This window comes from Buchnera aphidicola (Stegophylla sp.) (assembly GCF_005080785.1).
Classification (GTDB): domain Bacteria; phylum Pseudomonadota; class Gammaproteobacteria; order Enterobacterales; family Enterobacteriaceae; genus Buchnera_L; species Buchnera_L aphidicola_AQ.
On record NZ_CP032998.1, the window covers coordinates 389,088 to 412,404 of the forward strand.

Below are 23,317 nucleotides of genomic sequence, written 5' to 3' on the forward strand. Positions count from 1 at the left end.
AATTTCTATAATAAAAAATATTTATAAATATATAAAATAATACACTAATGTTTATTTTCTTTTATCATATAAATGATTATAAAAATTAATTAAATTATTTGTAGAACTATCATATTTTAAATCATTTTTTGTTAACTTTAACATATTCAAAACATCTGAAGATACATTTTTACCTAACTCAACACCCCATTGGTCAAAACTAAAAACATTTAAAATCATTCCCTGAACAAATATTTTATGTTCATATACAGCAATTAATACACCTAAAGAATAAGGAGTAATTTTATTTAATAAAATAGTATTACTTGGTCTATTCCCTTCAAAATATTTAAACTTATTACTATCTATATTTTTATTTTCAGAATCATATAAAAATATATTATTTTTTTTTTGAATAAAATATTTTCCAAATGCTAAAGCATGTGTCTGTGCAAAAAAATTCGATAATAATATTTTATGATGATGAAATAAACAACTATGAGAATTAATTGGAGCAATAAAATCACACGGAATGAGCTTCGTACCTTGATGCATTAATTGATAAAAAGAATGTTGACCATTTGTTCCTACTTCACCCCAAATAATTGGTCCTGTTTGCCAATAAACTTTATTTCCATTTCTATCAATATTTTTCCCATTCGATTCCATATTACTTTGTTGAATATATTTAGGAAATTGATCCAAATATTGATCATAAGGTAAAATTGCTTCTGTTTCTGTATTAAAAAAATTATTATACCAAATTCCAATTAATGCTAATATCACAGGAATATTCTTTTCAAATGTTTGAGTTCGAAAATGTATGTCCATATCATATGCACCATCTAATAATTTAATAAAATTATCAAATCCAATCGAAAGCATAATCGATAGTCCCATGGCAGACCATAACGAATATCTTCCACCTACCCAATCCCACATCTGAAAAATATTTTTTCGATCAATTCCAAAAGTTAATGCTTCTTGAATATTTGCAGTAATAGCAAAAAAATGTTTATCCATAAATTTTTGATTTTTAACTTTTTTTAAAAAATATTTTTGTATAGTCATAGCATTAGTTAATGTTTCTTCAGTCTGAAAATTTTTTGAAGATATTAAAAATATTGTTGTTTCAAAATCACAATTATTTACAATATTTAATATATCATTACCATCAATATTAGATATATAAATAATATTTAAATGATTTTTATATGGTGTTAACGCTTTTGTAACCATTCTAGGTCCTAAATCTGAACCTCCTATACCTAAATTCACAATATTTTTAATACTTTTACCGGAATACCCTCTCCATGTTCCTGAAATAACCTGATTAGAAAAAGATTTCATATCATTCAATACTTTATTAACCATAGGCATAATATCATTACCATCAACCAATATTGAAGTGTTAGAACGATTTCTTAAAGCCACATGTAAGACTGAACGATTTTCAGTTTTATTAATTTTTTCACCAGTAAACATTTCTTCTATTGATTCTAATAAATTAATTTCTTTTGCTAAATTAAAAAGTTTTTTCATTGTTTCTAAAGTAATGCGATTTTTAGAAAAATCAAATAAAATCTTATCTTTAAAAATAATAGAAAAATTCTTAAATCGATTAATATCATTACAAAACAAATCAACCATATGCAAATTTTTAATATGACTAAAATGATTATTTAATTCTTTCCAAGCATTAGTACAAATAGGAATAATATTTTTCATAATTTAAATTATCATAAAATTTGAAATACAAATTATCTTTATCTTATATCAAAATAATATAATTTAAAACTTGAAAATTAATATATAACCCTTATTTTATTATCAATAAGAGTAATAAAGAAAAAAAGAAATAAGACTTAGTTAAAATTTTGAAAAACAGTAATTTTGATTTGAAGGAGATTATTATGAATAATCATTCTATCTCTTTTTCACCAATAATTACAGACAATTTATTCTCAGATAGATTTAACCAAATTGATAAAATATTCAGTACACTAACTGGTGAAAAACCAATCACTGATTTACCTGGATATGATTTTATTAAATTCAGTGATACTCGTTATCAGTTAGTAATACTAGTTCCAGGGTATCAAGAAAAAGAACTAGATATTTCCATTCAAAACAAACAATTAACTATATCTGGAAGAAAAAGTAGTATTCAAAAAGAAGAGCAAACAAAAAAAGTATATCTTCATAAAGGAATAAAAAACAATCATTTTACAGTAAACTTCAACTTAAATAATCCAATAAAAATTATTTCAGCAATCTTAGAATTGGGATTATTAAAAATAAATTTTGAATATGAAATTCCAAATGAAGAACAAGTAAAAAAAATTAATATCCAAAAAAAATAATAAAAACTAAATAATATAATAAAAGATGAAATTTCCATTTTGACCTCATTTATACCTTATAAGTACAATAAGGTATTGACATATTGGTAGAATTCTGGTTATATAATATTTATGATATTAAATAAATAGTTAAATATCATTTTTTAAAGTGGTGTTTAAAAATATTGTTACATAACGAATTATTTATTTGCATTATTTTGAAATATCAAGTATAATATTAATTATCATTGATGTATCATATGTGTTTAAAGTTTGTAATACTATTAAATTATTAATTCTTTAAAAATTTATAATGTATAACAATACAAAAGAAAAGAAATGAAATTATTTATATAATGAAATGTGTAACTTTCATTATAAGAAATGTTGTGATATTAAGATAATTATATCAACATGTATATAACAAAATTTTCATATACAGATACATGTTTAATAATTATTTTGTTTTAAAATACAGTCTGTATAATAAAATGTAACAACATATGAAATATTAATAAGAAATAGTAATAAAAAATAAGTATTTAACTTCAGGAAGTGTAATATAAGATTTGTTATGGACAACATACGCTGCTATATTTTCAATAGCAGCGTATTACACAAAAACATGAAATAAAAAAATTATATAAAATATAAGACTAAATCAGTTCAAATAATTAAAAAATATATTAATTTATATTATATTTAATTATCAAAAATAAATTAATTGATTAATTATAATATAGGTTAAATGTTTATAATTCAAAACCTATAAAACAAATATTTCAATCCCATTCAAAATAAAAATATTAATATGAATAAATAAATACTCTATTTTGGTATATGAAAAAATGAATAATAATTTTTTTTTTATTCACTTGTCGTTCATATATATAATATAGTATGATATTCATTTTAAAACAAAGTAAATGTTATGCGGGAATAACTCAGTTGGTAGAGTACAACCTTGCCAAGGTTGAAGTCGCGAGTTCGAATCTCGTTTCCCGCTCAAAATACCTGAAAAAATTTAAGAATAAATTTATTGATTTTCAATCTATTTTTTAATTAAAAGAAAACTTTTTATTAAATTTTTCAATACGACCTCCTCGACTAACAACACGTTGTTTTCCTGTATAAAAAGGATGACAAGATGAACATATATCTAAATGTAAATTTCTTTTATTTATAGTTGAAAAAATGTTAACTTTATTCCCACAGGAACAAATCACAGATACTGATTGATATTTAGGATGAATATTTTTTTTCATAATAATAAAGCCCTATAATAATAAAAACATCAATATAAAATAATTAATTAAATTACATAAATTTAATAATATATTAAAGTTATGTAAGTTATAATTATAACCTTCATACGTACTCCCAAACCATAAAAACCAACATCACATTCTATACAATATCAATATATTTATTGATAAAATTTAAATAACTTAGTATATTAAAATAAATAATATTTAATATGCTCTATATAGAGACCATGATATGACCACAATACTAAGTATCAGGTTAAATAAAAAAGTTGTTATTGGAGGTGATGGACAAGCAACATTAGGGAATACAATTATGAAAAAAAATGTCCAAAAAGTACGTTCTCTCTATAATAACAAAGTAATTTCTGGTTTTGCAGGAGGAACAGCTGATGCGTTCACTTTATTTGAATTACTTGAAAAAAAACTAGAAATATATCAAGGAAGATTACAAAAATCCGCTATAGAATTAGCCAAAGATTGGAGAAGCGACAGAATACTAAAAAAATTAGAAGCATTACTTGCAGTAGCTGATAAAAACTTATCATTAATTATTACCGGTAATGGAGATGTAATACAACCAGAAAATGATATCATTGCTATTGGATCCGGAGGTCCATACGCACAAGCTGCAGCATATGCATTACTAAAAAACACTATCCTGGAACCTAGACAAATAGTAAAAAAATCATTAAACATTGCTGCTGATATTTGCATATACACTAATCATATATTCACAATAAAAGAGTTAATTTCGGAAATATAGGAATTATTGTACATGTCCAAAATGACTCCTAATAAAATTATAATAAAATTAAACAAATTTATCGTCGGTCAAAACAAAGCAAAACGCGCTGTTGCAATAGCATTAAGAAATCGATGGAGAAGAATGCAATTAAATCCTGAATTAAGAAATGAAATTACACCTAAAAATATATTAATGATTGGACCCACAGGAGTTGGGAAAACAGAAATAGCAAGACGATTAGCAAAATTAGCTAATGCTCCTTTTATTAAAGTAGAAGCTACTAAATTTACTGAAGTAGGATATGTTGGTAAAGAAGTAGACTCAATTATTCGAGATTTAACTGATATTGCAATTAAAATAGTACGAGTACAAAAAATTAAAAATAATAAAATCCAAGCAAGAAAAAAAGCAGAAGAAAAAATATTAAGTATACTTGTTCCAACAATAAAAAATTGGAGTAAATCAGATCAATCTGCATACCCAACAGAAACAATCGAAATTTTTAGAAAACAATTACAACAAGGAAAGTTGGATAATAAAGAAATTGAAATCAACATTACGAATAATACTGTAGGAGTAGAAATTATGGCTCCTCCAGGTATGGAAGAATTAACTAATCAACTACAACTTTTATTTCAAAATGTTAACAATCATAAACATACTACTAAAAAATTAAAAATTAAAGATGCAATAAAATTATTATCAAATGAAGAATCTTTAAAATTATTAAACCCAGAAGAATTAAAAAAAGAAGCAATACATGCTGTTGAACAAAATGGAATAGTATTTATTGATGAATTAGATAAAATTTGTAAAAAAAGAGGTACTTCTGGTCTCGATATATCAAGAGAAGGTGTTCAACGTGATTTACTACCTTTAATCGAAGGTTGTAGTGTATCCACTAAACATGGTATGGTCAAAACAGATCATATTTTATTTATTACTTCTGGAGCTTTTCAAATTTCAACCCCTTCAGATCTTATTCCTGAATTACAAGGTAGATTACCTATACGTGTTGAATTACATGCACTAACTATAGATGATTTTGAAAAGATTCTAACTGAACCCAAAGTCTCAATTACTATGCAATATATCGAATTAATGAAAACAGAAGGTGTAATAGTTAAATTTACTAAAGATGGAATACGGAAAATAGCAGAAGCATCATGGAAAGTCAACGAATCTATGGAAAATATTGGAGCAAGAAGACTATATACAGTCTTAGAACGTTTAATGGAAGATATTTCCTTTAACGCAGATAAAATGAAAGATAATACTATTATTATTGATGCTCAATATGTTGGTCAACATTTAGATAAATTAATAATTAATGAAGATTTAAGTCGATTCATATTATAATAAAATTATAAATATACTAATTATATGTATATATCTATATACCAATTAATAATTTTATAGGATATTTTATAGTATGACAAAATGGATCAATGCAACAGTAATAAGAGTACAGAAATGGACACCAAATTTATTTAAACTATTTTTACACGCTCCCATAACGCCATTTCTATCAGGTCAATTTACCAAAATAGCAACAACCTATAAACAAAAATACATCCAAAGAGCATATTCTTTTGTAAACTCTTATAAAAATAAAAATTTAGAATTTTGTGTTACACTTATACAACATGGAATAATGAGTCATCAACTATATAATTTATTAAATCATAAAAAAATTTTAATTGATAAAAATCCCAATGGGTTTTTTACAATACAAGAAATTCCAGATTGCGAAATATTATGGATGTTTGCTACTGGTACTGCAATAGGTCCATTTTGTTCTATATTACAAAATGGATCAAAATTAAATAGATTTAAAAAAATTATTTTAGTCCATGCTGTAAAATATAAGAAAGATCTAATATATTCATCGCTAATAAAAAAAATAAAAAAATACCTCAACCATTTAATATTTACAACAATTATAAGTCGTGAATATAATAATCAAAATTCATTAACAGGAAGAATACCTCAACTATTACATTCACAAACCTTAGAAAAAAAAATAGGTTATACTATAAATCCTCAAACATCTCATATTATGTTATGTGGAAATCCAAATATGGTTAAAGAAACACAACAATATTTAATAAATTTTCGATCGTTAAAAAAACATTTACGTCGTAAACCTGGACATATTAGTGTAGAACATTATTGGTAATGATCAATAATATGATATTTAACAATTGTCAAAAGAAAAAGATAACACATCATTAATATTGTTCGTTTTTAAAATAATCATCATTAACCGGTCTAATCCAATTGATACACCTGAACATTCAGGCATATTTAATGATAATGATTGTAAAAAACGAAAATCTATTGATCGTTTTGCAAGATTCAAACTAACTCGATTTAAATTTTCTTGTAAAAATCTTTTATTTTGTTCATTGTGATCAATCAATTCACAAAATCCATTACCTAACTCTATACCTTGAAAAAAAATCTCAAATCTATCTGAAATCCGATAGTCTATCACATTACCTCTAGAAAGTAAAGCCTGTTCAATAGGATAATGATATATAATAACAGGCATAATATATTGACTAATTTTTGGTTCTATACCAATAGTAAATATTAATTCTAATATATTTTGTACAGTATTTCTAGAATTAATTAAATGTTTATGTTTTAAATATATCAATATAGTATTTAATTCAACAATATTAGTATTCAGTGGATCAATAAAAAAACTTTTCATAAAAATATCTTGATAAGAAATTTTATATACACTTTTTACACTAATAATGTGTTTTAAAAAACATTCTACTTCATTAATCATATCAAACATATCATAATTTATTTGATACCATTCCAACATCGTAAATTCAGGATTATGATAATTTCCAATTTCTTGACTTCGAAAACAATGGCAAATTTGATATATCGATCCTATACCATTAGATAATAATCGTTTCATATGATATTCTGGACTAGTAATTAACCACATAATATTTTGATGATCATAAATATTATATAATTTTTCTGAAAACACTTTAAAAGGAAATAAATTTATATCTGTTACTGTAAATTTTGTTAACATTGGAGTTTCTACTTCTAAAACATGTTTTTTTTTAAAAAAATGACGAATTTTAGATATAATATAAGCTCTATAATGCAAATTTTTATTTTTATTATCAAATGTATCATTATTTTTGTTCATATAAACTAAAAATTTTTATTATTAAATTTAATAAGTATTTTATTAAAAATAATTAATAAATATCAAAATTTTTGTATATAAACATATAAAAATATTTTTACATTTAATGTCATATTAATATATTTATAATTATTAGAAAATAATTTATAGTTAAACTTATCGTTTACATATTAAATAATATATTTTGATACCATACGCAATCTTGGATATGAAAAATATTTTAAACATTTTATATATTATCAGTATATTTAAAAAACTTGTAATCTTAAACTAAAAATATTAATCATTATTCAATATTTTAAATATATAAAATATTTCAACGAAATAATTTTAAATACATATTTTGAATACCTATATATCAATAAATAAAAAAGTTATATTTTATTTTAAACTATATAAAATAATTTTATAACTATAAATCATTTTATAATATTTATATTGTCATTTATATCCTAATTTTCAAAATATCAAATAATACTATTCATCTTTAATATTGATTCTATAAACTATTTTAATTGCAATAAGTAATATGACAATGACAAATATAGAAATACCAATCCAATGACCAAAAGACCAAAATACTCCACTCAATGTTCCTAAAATACTTGAACCTAAATAATAACAACATAAATATAAAGATGATGCTTGACCTCGAGCTACTTTGGCACGATACCCAATCCAACTACTTGCAATAGAATGAGATGCAAAAAATCCACTAGAAAATAACATTAATCCAAAAATGATAACAATTAAAATATTTAATTGAGTTATTAATAAACCTAATATCATAGTCATTAATGAATATATTAATACATTTCTTCGGCCAAATCTTTTAATTAATATACTTGCTTTTAAAGAACTATAAATTCCAGTTAAATAAACTATAGATAAAAATCCTATAACAATTTGATTTAAAAAAAATGGTTTAATCATTAATCGATAACCAACATAATTAAACAGTGTTACGAAACTTCCCATTAAAACAAAACCTACGATAAAAAGAGAAAACAATATTTTATCACTACATTGTAAAATAAGATTATATAATATCTTTTTTGGACTGAAACTAATACCACAAAAATTTTTAGATTCAGGCAATAATTTTAAAAATATAATAGATGCGGTCAAAGATATAATACCTATAATAAATAAAGACATTTTCCAAGTACAATAATTTATTAAAATACTACTTAACAAACGTCCTGAAAATCCCCCTAAGGTATTTCCACTAATATATAATCCAATTGCAAATGGTAAAAATTTAGGATGTATTTCTTCACTTAAATATGTCATAGCAACTGCAGCTACTCCACTTAAAGCAAAACCAGTTAACATTCGCATAATAATAATTTCGTTCCAGGTATCCATTAAAGCACATAAAATAGTAAATAATGTAGCTAAAAATAAAGAACTACTCATAATTATTTTTCTACCGATAGAATCGGATAATGACCCTGTAAATAACATACCTAATGCCATTGTTGCTGTAGATGATGATAAAGACAAACTACTTTCATATGGTGTTAAATGAAATTCAATAGAAAAAATTGGTAATATTGGTTGTACACAATATAGAATAGAAAATGTAGATAATCCAGCGCAAAATAAAGAAAAAAGTACTTTATGAAATTTATTTGTCTTTTTTACAATATATTGATCATCGTCATATTGTATATTCGTAGATACAGAGTTATCTGTATATTTTTTTCTAATATTCTTTTTAAAATACAACAAAATTTCTCCTTGATATGACAGATATTATTAAAATATTTCAATAAAACTATATTACATCGATTAAATATTTTTTTCAAATAAATATACAATAAAATATATAAAATAATTATTTTTATACATATATTTGACCATCATATACATGTTTAGCAGGTCCGATCATATAAATATAATCTTGTAATGACCCAGTCCATAAAATTTTTAAATTACCTCCCGGTAAAGTAACTTGTACTTCTGAATCAAGTAATTTCCACATAATTCCAATAACTACAGATGCGCAAGCACCACTACCACAAGCCTGTGTTTCACCTACCCCTCGCTCATATACACGTAAAAAAATATGATTTGAATTAATAATTTGTATAAAATTAACATTTATGTGATCAGGAAATAAATAATGTTTACTTAACAATCTACCCATGGTATGTACAGGATATGTATTTATGTCATTAACTATAATTACACAATGAGGATTACCAATATATATTGCTCCAAATTTTATAATTGTATTATTGATTTTAATACTATATTTTTTCAATATATTTGGAAATAATATAGGAATTTGATGAGGATAAAAACTTGGTTTTCCCATATTGACTTCAATATTATTTTCATTATGTATAGTAATATATAAAATGTTAGTTTTTGTTTGAAGAATAATTTTTTTCTTAGAAGTGATTTTTTTAAAATATACAAAATAAGCAAAACATCTCGCTCCATTACCACATTGATTTACTTCTAAACCATTAGAGTTAAAAATACGATAATAAAAATCGTATTTCACATTTTTAGGTTTTTCAATTATTAATAATTGATCAAATCCTATGCCTGTATGTCTATTTGCAAGTTTATAAATAGTATTTTTAGAAAAATAAAAATTTTGATTGATTTTATTAATAATTACAAAATCATTGCCTAAACCATGCATTTTTGAAAAAAATATTTTTTTTTTATTATTATTTGACATAATATAATTATATATAATAAATTTAAATTATATTTTATTTTACTATAATTATTAAAAAATAAAATGTATAAACAATAAAATACAATATAATTTTTAATAAATAAAAAAATATTATTATGTATATGAAAAATCTTATATTTTATAATTTATTTAATAAAATTCTTTTTACTATTGAAAAATATTTAGATACTTTTGATAATACCAATGATATAGACTATGAAATTAATTACCAAATATTAACTATAACATTTAAAAAAAATAAAAAAATTATTATTAGTAAACAAGAAATACTACAACAAATTTGGTTAGCTACAAATGATCATGGATATCATTTCAAATATAAAAATAAAAATTGGATCTGTAACCGAAGTCAACGTAATTTTTGGAACATATTGGAAGAATCATTTCATATATTTGGTGAAAAACAAGCTAACTTTTCTCAATTTTATTTAAAAAAATAATTATAATATTATATAAAAGTATATAATTCTTCATTTTATATTAATTCGATTTACATGAATAATTTATAGTTTTTCTATTCGGCGAAAGAGGATTTGAACCTCTGACCTACTGGTCCCAAACCAGTTGCGCTACCAAACTGCGCTATTCGCCGAATTGAAAAATACAATGTTACAAAGAAGTATAATAAAATATATATATTATGATATATCCAGACATAAAATAAAAAATTTATAAATTACTACATTATATTATATGGGTGACTAATGGGGATCGAACCCATGACATCTGGAATCACAATCCAGAACTCTACCATCTGAGTTATAGTCACCAAAAAATAAATAATTAATCAAAAACAAATTTTCTATGTGATCATATAAACAATAAATGAATACAAAATAACAAAATAAAATAATTTTATTATTGCGCTCGGCAGGATTCGAACCTGAGACATCTACCTTCGGAGGGTAGCGCTCTATCCAACTGAGCTACGAGCGCTTATTGTAATAATAAAATATTTTATTAATATTGTCTACTATTTTTTTTATAACATACTATTATAATATCATTGAAATAAACAATATTAATATAATTATTAAATTTATATATTATATTGTATAGTTTAGATATAAAAATAACATTGATATATAATTTTAACATTAATATTAAGATCTTTTCATCATATTAAAAAATTCATAATTAGTTTTAGTCATAGACAATTTATTAATTAAAAATTCTATAGCATCAATTTCGTTCATAGGATGCATAATTTTACGTAAAATCCACATTTTTTGTAATTCATTTGATGATGTTAATAATTCTTCTTTTCTTGTTCCAGAACGATTATAATCAATAGCTGGAAATACACGTTTTTCTGAAATTTTTCTTGAAAGTAATAATTCCATATTACCTGTACCTTTAAATTCTTCATAAATAACTTCATCCATTTTTGATCCAGTATCAATTAATGCAGTCGCAATAATTGTTAAACTCCCTCCTTCTTCTACATTTCGAGCAGCTCCAAAAAAACGTTTTGGTCTATGTAAAGCATTAGAATCAATTCCTCCAGTTAATACCTTTCCAGAAGAAGGAATGATAGTGTTATATGCACGAGCTAATCGAGTAATAGAATCTAACAAAATAATAACATCTTTCTTATGTTCAACTAATCGTTTTGCTTTTTCTATGACCATCTCAGATACTTGTATATGTCTTGAAGAAGGTTCGTCAAAAGTCGATGCTACTACTTCACCTTTTACTAATCTTTGCATTTCAGTTACTTCTTCAGGTCTTTCATCAATTAAAAGTACCATGAGTACACAATTTGGATAATTACAAACAATACTTTGTGCAATATTTTGTAATAAAATTGTTTTTCCTGCTTTAGGAGGAGCAACAATCAAACCTCGTTGACCTTTTCCAATAGGTGAAGACAAATCTAAAATACGAGATGTTAAATCATTGGTGCATCCATTTCCTTTTTCCATACGTAATCTTGAATTTGCGTGTAAAGGTGTGAGATTTTCAAACAAAATTTTACGTTTTGCATTTTTAGGATGATCATAATTTACTTGATTAATTTTTAATAAAGAAAAATATCTTTCTCCTTTTTTTGGAGGCCTAATTTCACCTGAAACACTATCTCCTGTTCGTAAATTAAATTTACGAATTTGACTTGGAGAAACATAAATGTCATCAGGACCAGATAAATAAGAACTATCTGATGAACGTAAAAAACCAAATCCATCTTTTAAAATTTCTAGTACTCCATCTCCAAATATGTCTTCTCCAATTCTTGCATGTTTTTTTAAAATATTGAATATAATATCTTGTTTACGCATTCTAGCTAAATTTTTTAATTCTATATTATTTCCCAGTAACAATAAATCAGAAACAGGCATATTTTTTAATGCAGTAAGATTCATAATTATCAATTCTTAATAAATGAAGATACATTTGAAATATATTTTGAAATAACATTATTAATAAAATAACAAATATTATTTATGAAAATAAAAAATGATTTTTAAAAATAAAATATATTATAATATGTCTGATAAATGTGAATAATTTTTAACATTGAAATATTTCAATAATATTATTTTATATTTAAATATTTATTTATATTTTTTATTACTTCCATTTTGGAAGACATACCTACATGCGTATAAACAACTTTTTTCTTTTTGAACAATAATAAAGTAGGTATACTTTGTACAGAATATTGTGATGCTATGTTGGGGAAAATATCAATATTAATTTTTGAGACAATTAAAGTTTCTTTATATTGTTGAGAAATTTCTTGTAAAATAGGAGCAAACATCTGACATGGTCCACACCATTCAGCCCAAAAGTCAACAAGAACAGGTTTATTATTATTTAATACAATTGTTTCAAAATTTGTATCTGTTAAATTAATAATATGATTGTCTATCATATATATTCCTTAAATGAAATGTATTTATCCATAATGAAATGAATTGAGTGATATTAAAACTCAAACATTCATGAATAATATTATAAAATAAAACATCTTTATAAAATAAAATTGTTTTTATTCTATAACAAATGTGTATTTTATTGTTAAAATTTTTATTTTTAATATTTATGATAATAAATATAAATTCAATTTAATTTATTTTTATATTATATTTTATATAAATAAATTTTAATCAATATTTTATTATATATTATAAATATTTTAATAATTAATCAATCAACATTCAACCAGAATAAATATAAAATAAATAATTATAATAAAAATATTAAACATAAGTAAAAAATTAAACTATATTCAATTCTATTATATTAATAATTTCTTTTCAATGTTATTAACATACAAATTAATTAATAATATCATCTATAAATTTTCAATAATGTCGATATCATATTAATGTATATAAAAATTAATATTAAAAAATATTTATATTATTAACAAAAATATGATGAAATAAATTGTATTATTTCATTTATTTAATTACCAAATATTTTCAATGTAATAAATATTTAATAATTATTTTAAAATATATCAATTATATAAAAATACATATTTTAAAATTTAAATTTTATTATACATAAATAATAAATATAATAAATAATATTATAAAATATATAATAAAATTTTAATTCTTATATTATAAATGAATAATAAAAAATATAATGATTTTCATGTATTATATAAGAATATTTATATAAACCATATAATATTTTGAAATTTAAATATTATAATTTATTATAAAAATTATATTAAATTAAACTATATTATAATTAATTATATTTATTAAAATAATTTTTAAATTGATTGGATGATAAAATTGTATAATAATAAAATTATTCATATATGAATAGTAAAAAATAATTCATATATTTATTTCATTTATGATTTTAAATAAATTAATATAAATTTTATATATAAGAAATTATATTTTATAATATGAATACTATATATCATAATAATACAATATCTTTATAATTTCGAATATCATTTTGGAATTAAATTTTTATTCATCAATAATAAAAATATTTTCAGTGTGTTGTATTCATACATAATAAATAATTTAGTTAATTGTATTATATTGTAAAAATAATAAGAATTTTAATTAAATAATTTAATAAATATGATATATTAATATATACGTATCAATTATTATTGATTACATCAAGTCATTAATATACATATGAATATACATTATTCAAAATATTTTTAAATATATAATAAATTTAAAATATGATCATTGTATAACATTTTATAAAAAATAAAAATAAAAATATTTATTATTATATTGATAAAATTATTATGTATATATAATAAATTTTCATACATAATATTAATTAAACATAATAATTTTATTTAAATACATAAAAATAATGAATATTTAAAATAAATTTATTTAGAAATTATTTTAAGTAATAAAAATATAAATGTATTAAAAATTTGAAATTTGTTTCATATTCACCATATAACTTCTTAATTTTAGACCAATTTTTTCAATTGGATGATTTCTAATACGTTCATTTAATTTATATAAAGTAATATTATCAATTTTCTCATTTAATTCATTATAACAACCAATATCTCCTTTTTGTAAGTAAGGAAGAAAAGTATTAAAAATTTTTATTGCTTGATTTGTAAATAAATAACTTCCATATTCTGCTGTATCCGATATCACTACATTCATTTCATACAAACGTTTTTTAGCAATAGTATTAGCAATTAAAGGTAATTCATGTAATGATTCATAATAAGCAGATTCTTTTTTTATTCCAGTCTGTACCATAATTTCAAACGATAATTCTATCCCAGCTTTTAATATAGCAACCATTAATGTTCCATGACGAAAATAATCTTCTTCTAAAATTTCTAAATTAGATATAGGAGCTAGTTCGAATGGCATATTTTTTACTTGACTACGCCACATCAACAAATTTGCATCATTATTTTTCCAATCATTAATCATATTATAAGAAAATTGACCAGAAATAATATCATCCATATGTTTTTTAAACAATGGGGTAAAAATGTTTTTTAATCTCTCAGATAATTGACAAGCTCTTATTTTAGATGTATTGGATAAACGATCTAACATTAATGTAATACCACCATGTTTTAAAGATTCAGTAATAACTTCCCAACCACACTGCAATAATTTAGTTACATAATTAATATTATGACCTAAAGAAATTAAATATTCATATAGTACTAATGAACTGGTTTGTAAGAAACCACATAATATTGTTTGTTCTCCCATTAAATCAGATTTTACTTCAGCAATAAACGATGATTTTAATACTCCTGCATGATGACTACCGATAGAATAAGCCCACGATTTCGCAATGTCTAAACCTTGTTTTAAAGGATCATTTTTATCATGTACAGCAATTAAAGTAGGAACTCCAAATCCTCTTTTATATTCTTCACGAACCTCAGTACCGGGACATTTTGGAGCTACCATAATAACTGTAATATCTGGTCGAATGTTTTGTCCTGTTTCAACAATATTAAATCCATGCGAATAACCTAAAGTAGCATTGGGTTTTATTAAATGTTGTATATTATTAATAACATGACTATGTTGTTTATCCGGAGTAAGATTAATTATTAAATCAGCTGTTGGAATTAAATCATTATAAGTTCCTATTTGAAAATTATTATTTGTAGCATTCAACCATGACTGATTTTTGTTTTTAATACTGTCTTCTCTTAAAGCATAAGAAATGTTCAGTCCTGAATCTCTCATATTTAAACCTTGATTTAAACCTTGTGAACCACAACCAATAATAACTATATTTTTATTTTTTAATATACGAATATTATTGTTAAATTCATTTTTATGAATTAAATGACATTTTTTTAATTGCGTAATTTTTTCACGAAAATTAAGCGTATTAAAATAGTTTTGCATATATTATTCCTTTTGTAACATATATTTAACATTACAATATAAAAAATTTATTTTTAATAATTGATAATAACAAATAATAGATTTTGTTTTATATATTCAAATTAACTAATTTTTTTACAATTACGTATTGCTCCTTTGTCTGCGCTAGTTGCAAAAAATCCGTACATTTTCAATGCAAATGAAATAGATCGATATCTATTTTTAGGTTTATAAGCATTTTGAAAATAACATTTTTCTTCTTGAATTCTGAAATTTAATTCTTGTTCAGATATATCAAGATGAATTGTTCTTTCGTGAATATTAATATATATAATATCATGATTTTTAACTAACGCAATAATACCTTTACTAGCAGCTTCAGGTGAAATATGTCCAATAGATAATCCTGATGTACCTCCAGAAAATCGTCCATCAGTGATTAAAGCACATTCTTTATCAATACCTACAGATTTTAAATAAGTGGTAGGGTATAACATCTCCTGCATACCAGGACCACCTTTAGGACCTTCATATCTAATAACAATTACATCACCTTTATTAATCTTATTATTTAATATTGCTTTTACTGACGATTCTTGACTTTCATAAACTTTTGCAGGTCCTTGAAAAATAAATTGATTTTTTTTTAAACTGGCAGTTTTAATAATACATCCATGTTTTGCTAAATTACCATATAAAACAGCTAAACCACCATCTTGATTAAAAGCAAATTGTGAAGATCTTATACAACCTTTCTTTCTATCTTGATCGACTGTAGGCCATCGGAAAGATTGTGAATATGGTTTTACAGTACGTACACCTAATGGTCCGGAACGAAACATTTTAATAATGTTTTTATTTTGAGTAGTTGTAATATCATATTCATGTAACATTTTTTTTAAAGAAATACCAAGAACATTTTTTACTTGAGTATCTATTAAATTAATTCTATTTAATTCTCCTAATATACCCATAACACCACCTGCACGATGTACATCTTCTATATGATATTTTTGAGTGCTAGGAGCAACTTTACATAAATGAGGAGTCATTTTAGATAGTTTATCAATATGATGCATTTTAAAATTGATTTTTCCTTCTTGAGCAGCAGCTAAAAGGTGTAAAATAGTATTTGTTGATCCACCCATAGCAATATCTAATTTCATAGCATTATAAAAAGAATATTTATTTGCAATTTTTCGAGGTAAAGTAGAAATATCATTACCTTGATAATATCGTTTTGTTAAATTGACTATTGTTTGTGCAGATTGTAAAAATAATTTTTTTCTATCAACATGAGTAGCTAATAAAGTACCATTACCAGGTAATGATAAACCCATAGCTTCTATTAAACAATTCATAGAATTAGCTGTAAACATGCCTGAACATGAACCACACGTAGGACATGCAAAACGTTCAACTTGATCAATTACAGTATCATCTATTTTAGAATTAGCACTATCAATAATTGCATCAACGAGATTAATTTTGTATAATCGATTATCAATTTTACCTGCTTCCATAGGTCCACCTGATACAAAAACCGATGGTATATTTAATCTTAAAGATGCCATTAACATGCCTGGTGTAATTTTATCACAATTTGAAATACATATCATAGAGTCTACACAATGTGCATTAATCATATATTCAATAGAATCTGCTATTAGTTCTCGAGATGGTAAAGAATATAACATGCCATTATGACCCATAGCAATTCCATCATCAATAGCAATAGTATTGAATTCTTTTGCTACCCCTCCAGAAATATTAATTTCATCTACAATAAGTTTGCCTATTTCTTGTAAATGAATATGTCCTGGGACAAATTGAGAAAAAGAATTTACAACTGCAATAATGGGTTTTTTAAAATCTGAATCATTCATCCCTGTAGCTCGCCATAAAGCTCTAGCTCCTGCCATATTTCTTCCGCTAGTACTAGTTTTAGAACGATATATAGGCATAAAATTATTTTCTCTATAATATAAAGAATACAATAAAATACATTTTTAAATATTTATAATTATTTTAATATTAGTATAATAATGAAAAATATTAAATTTATATAATACAAAATATTTTTACTATTATAAAATTCACATATAACATATATTTTAGAATATTTTATTTTTTATTTTTTTTTGGCAGGGATGGAGGGATTTGAACCCCCAACTTTCGGTTTTGGAGACCAATACTCTACCAAATTGAGTTACATCCCTACATTATTATACTCGTATAGTATAATATATAACATATATTTAGTCTACTTGCAAATTAAGCTTATTATATTATAAAAAAAAATAATGTAAATAAGAAAATATTTTTTAACGTTTACATTACGCTAATTTAATTTCACATATTATTCACAATAAATATACTATAATCAATAATGAATAACAATATTAAAAGAAAAATTTGATTTATAACTTTTATTGTAAAGGAATAACATTTATGAAATTTCCTATTTATTTAGACTATGCTGCTACAACTCCTGTAGATAAAAATGTACTACAAGATATGATTCAATATTTAACAATAGATGGAATATTTGGTAATACTGCATCCAGATCACATCAATTTGGATGGTTAGCAGAAGAATCAGTAGATATTGCAAGAGAAAAAATTGCTGCATTAATTAATGTTGACCCCAGAGAAATTATATTTACTTCTGGAGCCACAGAATCCAATAATCTAGCTATAAAAGGATGTTGTGATTTTTATAAAAAAAAAGGACAACATATTATCACAAGTAGTGTAGAACATAAATCGGTTTTAGATACATGTAGATATCTTGAACAAAAAAAATACCAAGTTACTTACATTAATCCGAAATCGAATGGCATCATTAGTTTAAATGAAATTAAAAAAAATATTAATAAAAATACAATATTAATATCTATCATGTATGCAAATAATGAAACAGGTACTATACAAGATATTTATCAAATATCACATATTTGTAAGAAAAATAATATTTTATTTCACGTAGATGCAACACAAGCTATTGGTAAATTACCCTTAGATTTAAAAACAATTAACATCGATTTAATGTCGTTTTCAGCTCATAAAATTTATGGTCCTAAAGGAATTGGTGTTTTATATATCAAACGTAAACCTAGAATACGTTTATCTGCACAAATTCATGGCGGAGGTCATGAAAGAGGTATGAGATCTGGAACGTTACCAGTACATCAAATTGTTGGTATGGGCACTGCATGTTATATAGCACAAAAAAATATATTACATGAATCATCTTATTTATTTCAACTAAGAAATTATTTGTGGAAAGGAATTTGTAAAATTCAAGAAATATATTTAAATACTAATTTAAAAAATAGTACTCCTCATATTCTCAATGTAAGTTTTAATTATATTGAAGGCGAATCATTAATTATGGCTTTAAAAAATTTAGCTGTAGCATCTGGATCAGCATGTACTTCTTCTAGTTTAGAACCATCATACGTACTCCGTGCATTAGGTTTAAAAGATGAATTAGCACATAGTTCAATACGATTTTCGATTGGGCGATTCACTACAAAAAAAGAAATTAATTATACAATTCATGCAATTCATAAAGCTATTATAAAATTACGACAATTATCACCATTATGGGAAATGTTTCAATCTGGTGTAGATTTAAATAAAGTACAATGGAAATATAATTAAGATGTTTAATAATATTTTATTAGGTAACATAAATTATGGCATATAGTAAAAAAGTTATTGATCATTATGAAAATCCTAGAAATGTAGGATCATTTAAGAATCCTCATTCTAATAATATTGGAAATGCTTTAGTAGGATCACCTGCATGTGGCGATGTTATGAAATTACAAATTAAAGTAAATAATCAAGGTATTATAGAAGATGCATGTTTTAAAACCTATGGGTGTGGTTCTGCTATTGCTTCCAGTTCACTAATTACTGAATGGATTAAAGGAAAATCATTACAAGAAGCAGAAACTATTCGAAATACCAATATTGCAAAAGCATTAAATTTACCGCCGGTAAAAATTCATTGTTCTATTTTAGCTGAAGATGCCATAAAAGATGCTATTGCTGATTATAAAAAAAAAAATCAATAATTTTAAAATAAAATTATAAAACTTTAAATAATTATAAATACATTCAATGTGCATCTTTTATTTGAATGTATTTTAATAATAATATCCTAGATTAATCAAATTATATTATTCTATTTTGAGTATTTATTTATGGATTATTTTAAATTATTTAAAATTAAAAAAAGATCACAAATTGACTATAAATTATTAACTAATCGTTTTTATCAATTACAACATAAATATCATCCTGATCGTGTTATACATTTGTCTCAACAAAAACAAAAAGATATGCTTAAGAAATCAATTATAATTAATCAAGCGTATAAAATTTTAAAAAATCCATTGCTTAGATATGAATATTTACTTTCATTATACGGATTTTCATTACAAAATAACACACATTCAAAACATAATCAAAAATTTTTGATAAAACAATTTAATTTATCTGAACGTATTGAAAAATATAAAAAAAATAAAAATAAAATAAATAAAATCAAACTTTTTATTGACTCTGAAATTAAAAAATATCAATTACAAATACAGTTTGAATTAGATCAAAAACAATGGCATTTAGCTATAAATACATTGTATCAATTATCATTTTACCAACAAAAATATTTAGATATTAATAAATAAAAATAAATTAAATTTCAAAAATATATATTAAATTATATTACATTAAATAATTTAATGAGATATTTAATGGAAATTTAACTATTATGTCAAAAATTATTTTCTTACCACATAAGGTATTATTACCATATGGGGGTATATTTACTATGAATATTGGAGAAACAATTTTAGATATTGCTTTAAAAAATAATATTAATATGCAACATGCATGTGAAAAATCATGTGCTTGCAGTACATGCCATTGTATTATAAAAGAAGGATATCATTTATTATCTACAATTTCTGAAAAAGAAGATGATATTTTGGATAAAGCATGGGGTTTAAATTGTTTTAGTAGATTAGCATGTCAAGCAAAAATCATAAATACTTCATCTAATATTCAAGTAAAAATACCGTCTATATAATATATTAATGATTTATCATACTAAAAGTAAGATTTTATTTTTTATATGTATTAATATTTTTTACTAATACAATTTTAATTGGTGTACCTTTCAATTGTAAAGATTTTTGAAAAAAATTTAATAAATAACGTTTGTACATATTTGTTATTAAAGAAAGATGTTTACCATGTAATACAATAACAGGAGGATTATATCCTCCAGGATGAGCATATTTAAATTTTATTTTTTTTTTTGTATTGAATATTGGAGGATAATGACGAATAGCATTTTTCATAATTTCTGTTAATTGTGCAGTTTTCATAATTTTTTTTGAATATATATATGCTTCATCAATAAATTTAAATATTTGTTTAATACCATAATTATATAAAGCAGAAATAAAATGAATATGAATAAATTTTATTAAAGTATTTTTTAATAATAAATATTCTTTTATTTTTTTTTTATCTTGCAAAGAAAGATTTTCAGATTTATTAATTAAAATTACCAACGCATTACCTGAATTAATAATAATATTTAGTATATTTAAATCTTGATGAGAAATATTTTCTAATGCATCAATAACAAATAATGAAATATGTGTTTTCATAATGGTTTGGAATGTTTGCATATTAAATAAATTGTTTATTGATTTTGCACTTGTTTTTTTTATTCCTGCAGTATCAACAAATAAATATTTTTTTCCTTGAAAAAATATTGGCATTGTAATGCTATCACGAGTTGTTCCTGGTATATTACATGTTATTACTCTATTTTGATTAGATAATATATTTAATAATGTTGATTTTCCAACATTAGTTTTTCCCACAATAGATATATTAATTGTTTTTTCTTTTTTTTTATATACTAATGATGGCATATTAGTAGCGTATGTGTATATCCAAGAGTTTAAATATTTTTTTAATAATGTATTAATACCTTGTTTATTTTTTGCGGAAATAGGAATAATATTTTTAATACCTAAATAATAATATTCATTTATTTTCCATTTATAATTATGAATCTTGTCAATTTTATTTAATAATAAGAATATCATTTTATTTTTTTTACGAAGCATTTTAATCATTTCTTCGTCTTCATAAGTAATTTTGTTATGAATGTCTATAATAAAAAAAATTAGATTAGCTTCATTAATAGCAATCATTGTTTGATAAAAAGTTTTTTTCTTGATATTTTCTTTTATGTTATAAAATGTATTGATTCCTGCAGTATCAATAATCATAATATCTTGTTTTTTCAATTGTAAATATCCATATTTTCGATCTCTTGTTAAATGAGGTTGACTACTAACTAAAGCATGATTAGTTTTTGTTAATTGATTAAATAAAGTTGATTTACCTACATTTGTTTTTCCAATAAGAGCAATAACGAAAGAAACCATAAATTTTTATATTCTCAAAATATAACAATATTTAATATTTATATTATTACACAATTAATATAAACAATGTGTTAATTATCATTTCATAAAATATCAATAAGAATTATAATGTTATAAATGTCCAATGACTTAATTCAATAATATGTAATTAAAAATTATAAATATTAATCATTAAATATTCAAATATATTTATTCTATAATACCCTTAATATTATGTAATAATTTTATATATTGTACATATTATTGTTGTTGCATTTTAATTCTGATTAATTTTAATTGTAATATAACACGTAAATTTTTTTTGAATAAATTTTAAAGCATAATTGAAACATAAAATCGATTTTTTAATTTTTGTTTTTGAATACATTTTGTATTCAATTTTAAAACAGTTAATATATCATACATGTTTTTATGATATATAATAAATAACTCTAATGATGATAGTTTTATATCTTTATGGTACGTATATAAAAAAGTACTGATATAATGATGCTATAATAATGAATACTGATATGTAAAACAACTTGTAGTCAAAAATTACTAATATTCAAAATGATAATAATTTTTAATAATCATATCCATGTATTTATAGTGATTAATAATATTTAATAATATTTTAAAATTATAATGCTTATTTTAAATTTTATATTGTTTATATATTATATATTGATATTCATATTTTATTAATTATATAATTGCAATACTGTAAACATTATGCATTATGATAACGTAATTCCAAATTTAGATATATAAATATAGATATTAAATATTACATAAAAAAA

At 22.6% G+C, this 23,317-nt stretch carries 19 protein-coding genes and 5 tRNA genes; 10 read left to right on the top strand and 14 right to left on the bottom strand.

The genetic code is table 11. The annotated features are described in order from the left end of the window. Window positions 1–51: 51 nt before the first annotated feature. Window positions 52–1,707 carry a glucose-6-phosphate isomerase gene (pgi, locus tag D9V79_RS01815; RefSeq protein WP_158352116.1) on the bottom strand — a complete coding sequence of 552 codons (1,656 nt, stop codon included), beginning with the start codon at window positions 1,705–1,707 and terminating at the stop codon, window positions 52–54. 185 nt (window positions 1,708–1,892) lie between these two features. On the opposite strand from pgi, the gene D9V79_RS01820 reads away from it, so the two are divergent. Both D9V79_RS01820 and D9V79_RS01825 read left to right on the top strand, forming a co-directional pair. After that, window positions 1,893–2,342: an Hsp20 family protein gene (locus D9V79_RS01820; RefSeq protein WP_158352118.1), complete on the top strand. Its 450-nt coding sequence runs from the start codon at window positions 1,893–1,895 to the stop codon at window positions 2,340–2,342. Between the two features lie 912 nt (window positions 2,343–3,254). After that, window positions 3,255–3,327 (top strand) — tRNA-Gly (locus D9V79_RS01825). Window positions 3,328–3,379: 52 nt separating this feature from the next. On the opposite strand, the gene rpmE is transcribed toward D9V79_RS01825, so the two are convergent. After that, window positions 3,380–3,586 (bottom strand): 50S ribosomal protein L31, encoded by a 207-nt coding sequence (gene rpmE / locus D9V79_RS01830; RefSeq protein ID WP_158352120.1) that lies wholly within the window; start codon window positions 3,584–3,586, stop codon window positions 3,380–3,382. 235 nt (window positions 3,587–3,821) lie between these two features. Between rpmE and hslV the strand changes: the two genes are divergently transcribed. The 3 genes from hslV (at window position 3,822) to D9V79_RS01845 (ending at window position 6,513) form a co-directional block, all read left to right on the top strand. After that, the gene (gene hslV, locus D9V79_RS01835) at window positions 3,822–4,352 is read left to right on the top strand and encodes an ATP-dependent protease subunit HslV (protein ID WP_158352122.1); all 531 of its coding nucleotides are present in this window, start codon (window positions 3,822–3,824) and stop codon (window positions 4,350–4,352) included. A gap of 12 nt (window positions 4,353–4,364) precedes the next feature. Continuing rightward, window positions 4,365–5,693, top strand: coding sequence for an ATP-dependent protease ATPase subunit HslU (hslU, locus tag D9V79_RS01840; RefSeq protein ID WP_158352125.1), 1,329 nt, complete (start codon window positions 4,365–4,367; stop codon window positions 5,691–5,693). Between the two features lie 73 nt (window positions 5,694–5,766). Beyond that, window positions 5,767–6,513 carry an FAD-binding oxidoreductase gene (locus D9V79_RS01845; RefSeq protein ID WP_158352126.1) on the top strand — a complete coding sequence of 249 codons (747 nt, stop codon included), beginning with the start codon at window positions 5,767–5,769 and terminating at the stop codon, window positions 6,511–6,513. An 18-nt stretch (window positions 6,514–6,531) separates the two neighbouring features. Here the strand turns inward: D9V79_RS01845 and epmA are convergent, their stop codons facing one another. The 3 genes from epmA to dapF all read right to left on the bottom strand — a co-directional run bounded on the left by epmA (window position 6,532) and on the right by dapF (window position 10,189). Then, window positions 6,532–7,515 carry an elongation factor P--(R)-beta-lysine ligase gene (gene epmA / locus D9V79_RS01850; protein ID WP_158352128.1) on the bottom strand — a complete coding sequence of 328 codons (984 nt, stop codon included), beginning with the start codon at window positions 7,513–7,515 and terminating at the stop codon, window positions 6,532–6,534. A gap of 477 nt (window positions 7,516–7,992) precedes the next feature. After that, the gene (locus D9V79_RS01855; protein ID WP_261978590.1) at window positions 7,993–9,246 is read right to left on the bottom strand and encodes an MFS transporter; all 1,254 of its coding nucleotides are present in this window, start codon (window positions 9,244–9,246) and stop codon (window positions 7,993–7,995) included. A gap of 115 nt (window positions 9,247–9,361) precedes the next feature. After that, window positions 9,362–10,189: a diaminopimelate epimerase gene (dapF, locus tag D9V79_RS01860; RefSeq protein WP_158352190.1), complete on the bottom strand. Its 828-nt coding sequence runs from the start codon at window positions 10,187–10,189 to the stop codon at window positions 9,362–9,364. A gap of 146 nt (window positions 10,190–10,335) precedes the next feature. Between dapF and cyaY the strand changes: the two genes are divergently transcribed. Continuing rightward, a complete protein-coding gene (gene cyaY, locus D9V79_RS01865; protein ID WP_261978591.1) occupies window positions 10,336–10,674 on the top strand; it encodes an iron donor protein CyaY in 339 nt (112 codons plus the stop codon). A 78-nt stretch (window positions 10,675–10,752) separates the two neighbouring features. Here the strand turns inward: cyaY and D9V79_RS01870 are convergent. The 8 genes from D9V79_RS01870 to D9V79_RS01905 form a co-directional block, all read right to left on the bottom strand. Next, window positions 10,753–10,826 (bottom strand) — tRNA-Pro (locus tag D9V79_RS01870). A gap of 104 nt (window positions 10,827–10,930) precedes the next feature. After that, a tRNA-His gene (locus D9V79_RS01875) sits at window positions 10,931–11,003 on the bottom strand. A 93-nt stretch (window positions 11,004–11,096) separates the two neighbouring features. After that, window positions 11,097–11,170: transfer RNA gene (locus D9V79_RS01880), tRNA-Arg, on the bottom strand. Between the two features lie 167 nt (window positions 11,171–11,337). Then, complete coding sequence (gene rho / locus D9V79_RS01885) at window positions 11,338–12,597, bottom strand: transcription termination factor Rho (RefSeq protein WP_158352133.1); 1,260 nt, start codon at window positions 12,595–12,597, stop codon at window positions 11,338–11,340. Between the two features lie 173 nt (window positions 12,598–12,770). Beyond that, the gene (gene trxA, locus D9V79_RS01890; RefSeq protein ID WP_261978592.1) at window positions 12,771–13,109 is read right to left on the bottom strand and encodes a thioredoxin; all 339 of its coding nucleotides are present in this window, start codon (window positions 13,107–13,109) and stop codon (window positions 12,771–12,773) included. 1,489 nt (window positions 13,110–14,598) lie between these two features. Next, the gene (gene ilvC / locus D9V79_RS01895; protein WP_158352135.1) at window positions 14,599–16,074 is read right to left on the bottom strand and encodes a ketol-acid reductoisomerase; all 1,476 of its coding nucleotides are present in this window, start codon (window positions 16,072–16,074) and stop codon (window positions 14,599–14,601) included. A gap of 101 nt (window positions 16,075–16,175) precedes the next feature. After that, window positions 16,176–18,017, bottom strand: a complete 1,842-nt coding sequence (gene ilvD / locus D9V79_RS01900) for a dihydroxy-acid dehydratase (protein WP_158352137.1) — start codon at window positions 18,015–18,017, stop codon at window positions 16,176–16,178. 178 nt (window positions 18,018–18,195) lie between these two features. Continuing rightward, a tRNA-Trp gene (locus D9V79_RS01905) sits at window positions 18,196–18,272 on the bottom strand. A 232-nt stretch (window positions 18,273–18,504) separates the two neighbouring features. Between D9V79_RS01905 and D9V79_RS01910 the strand changes: the two genes are divergently transcribed. The 4 genes from D9V79_RS01910 to fdx all read left to right on the top strand — a co-directional run bounded on the left by D9V79_RS01910 (window position 18,505) and on the right by fdx (window position 21,154). Next, on the top strand, window positions 18,505–19,719 hold the full coding sequence (locus tag D9V79_RS01910; RefSeq protein WP_158352139.1) for an IscS subfamily cysteine desulfurase: 1,215 nt from the start codon (window positions 18,505–18,507) through the stop codon (window positions 19,717–19,719). A 35-nt stretch (window positions 19,720–19,754) separates the two neighbouring features. Beyond that, window positions 19,755–20,138, top strand: a complete 384-nt coding sequence (gene iscU, locus D9V79_RS01915; protein ID WP_158352141.1) for a Fe-S cluster assembly scaffold IscU — start codon at window positions 19,755–19,757, stop codon at window positions 20,136–20,138. Between the two features lie 129 nt (window positions 20,139–20,267). Beyond that, on the top strand, window positions 20,268–20,753 hold the full coding sequence (gene hscB, locus D9V79_RS01920) for a Fe-S protein assembly co-chaperone HscB (protein WP_158352143.1): 486 nt from the start codon (window positions 20,268–20,270) through the stop codon (window positions 20,751–20,753). A gap of 83 nt (window positions 20,754–20,836) precedes the next feature. After that, the gene (gene fdx, locus D9V79_RS01925) at window positions 20,837–21,154 is read left to right on the top strand and encodes an ISC system 2Fe-2S type ferredoxin (protein WP_158352145.1); all 318 of its coding nucleotides are present in this window, start codon (window positions 20,837–20,839) and stop codon (window positions 21,152–21,154) included. A gap of 34 nt (window positions 21,155–21,188) precedes the next feature. Here fdx and der read toward each other — a convergent pair whose 3' ends face one another. Beyond that, the gene (gene der / locus D9V79_RS01930; RefSeq protein WP_158352147.1) at window positions 21,189–22,535 is read right to left on the bottom strand and encodes a ribosome biogenesis GTPase Der; all 1,347 of its coding nucleotides are present in this window, start codon (window positions 22,533–22,535) and stop codon (window positions 21,189–21,191) included. Window positions 22,536–23,317 lie beyond the last annotated feature (782 nt).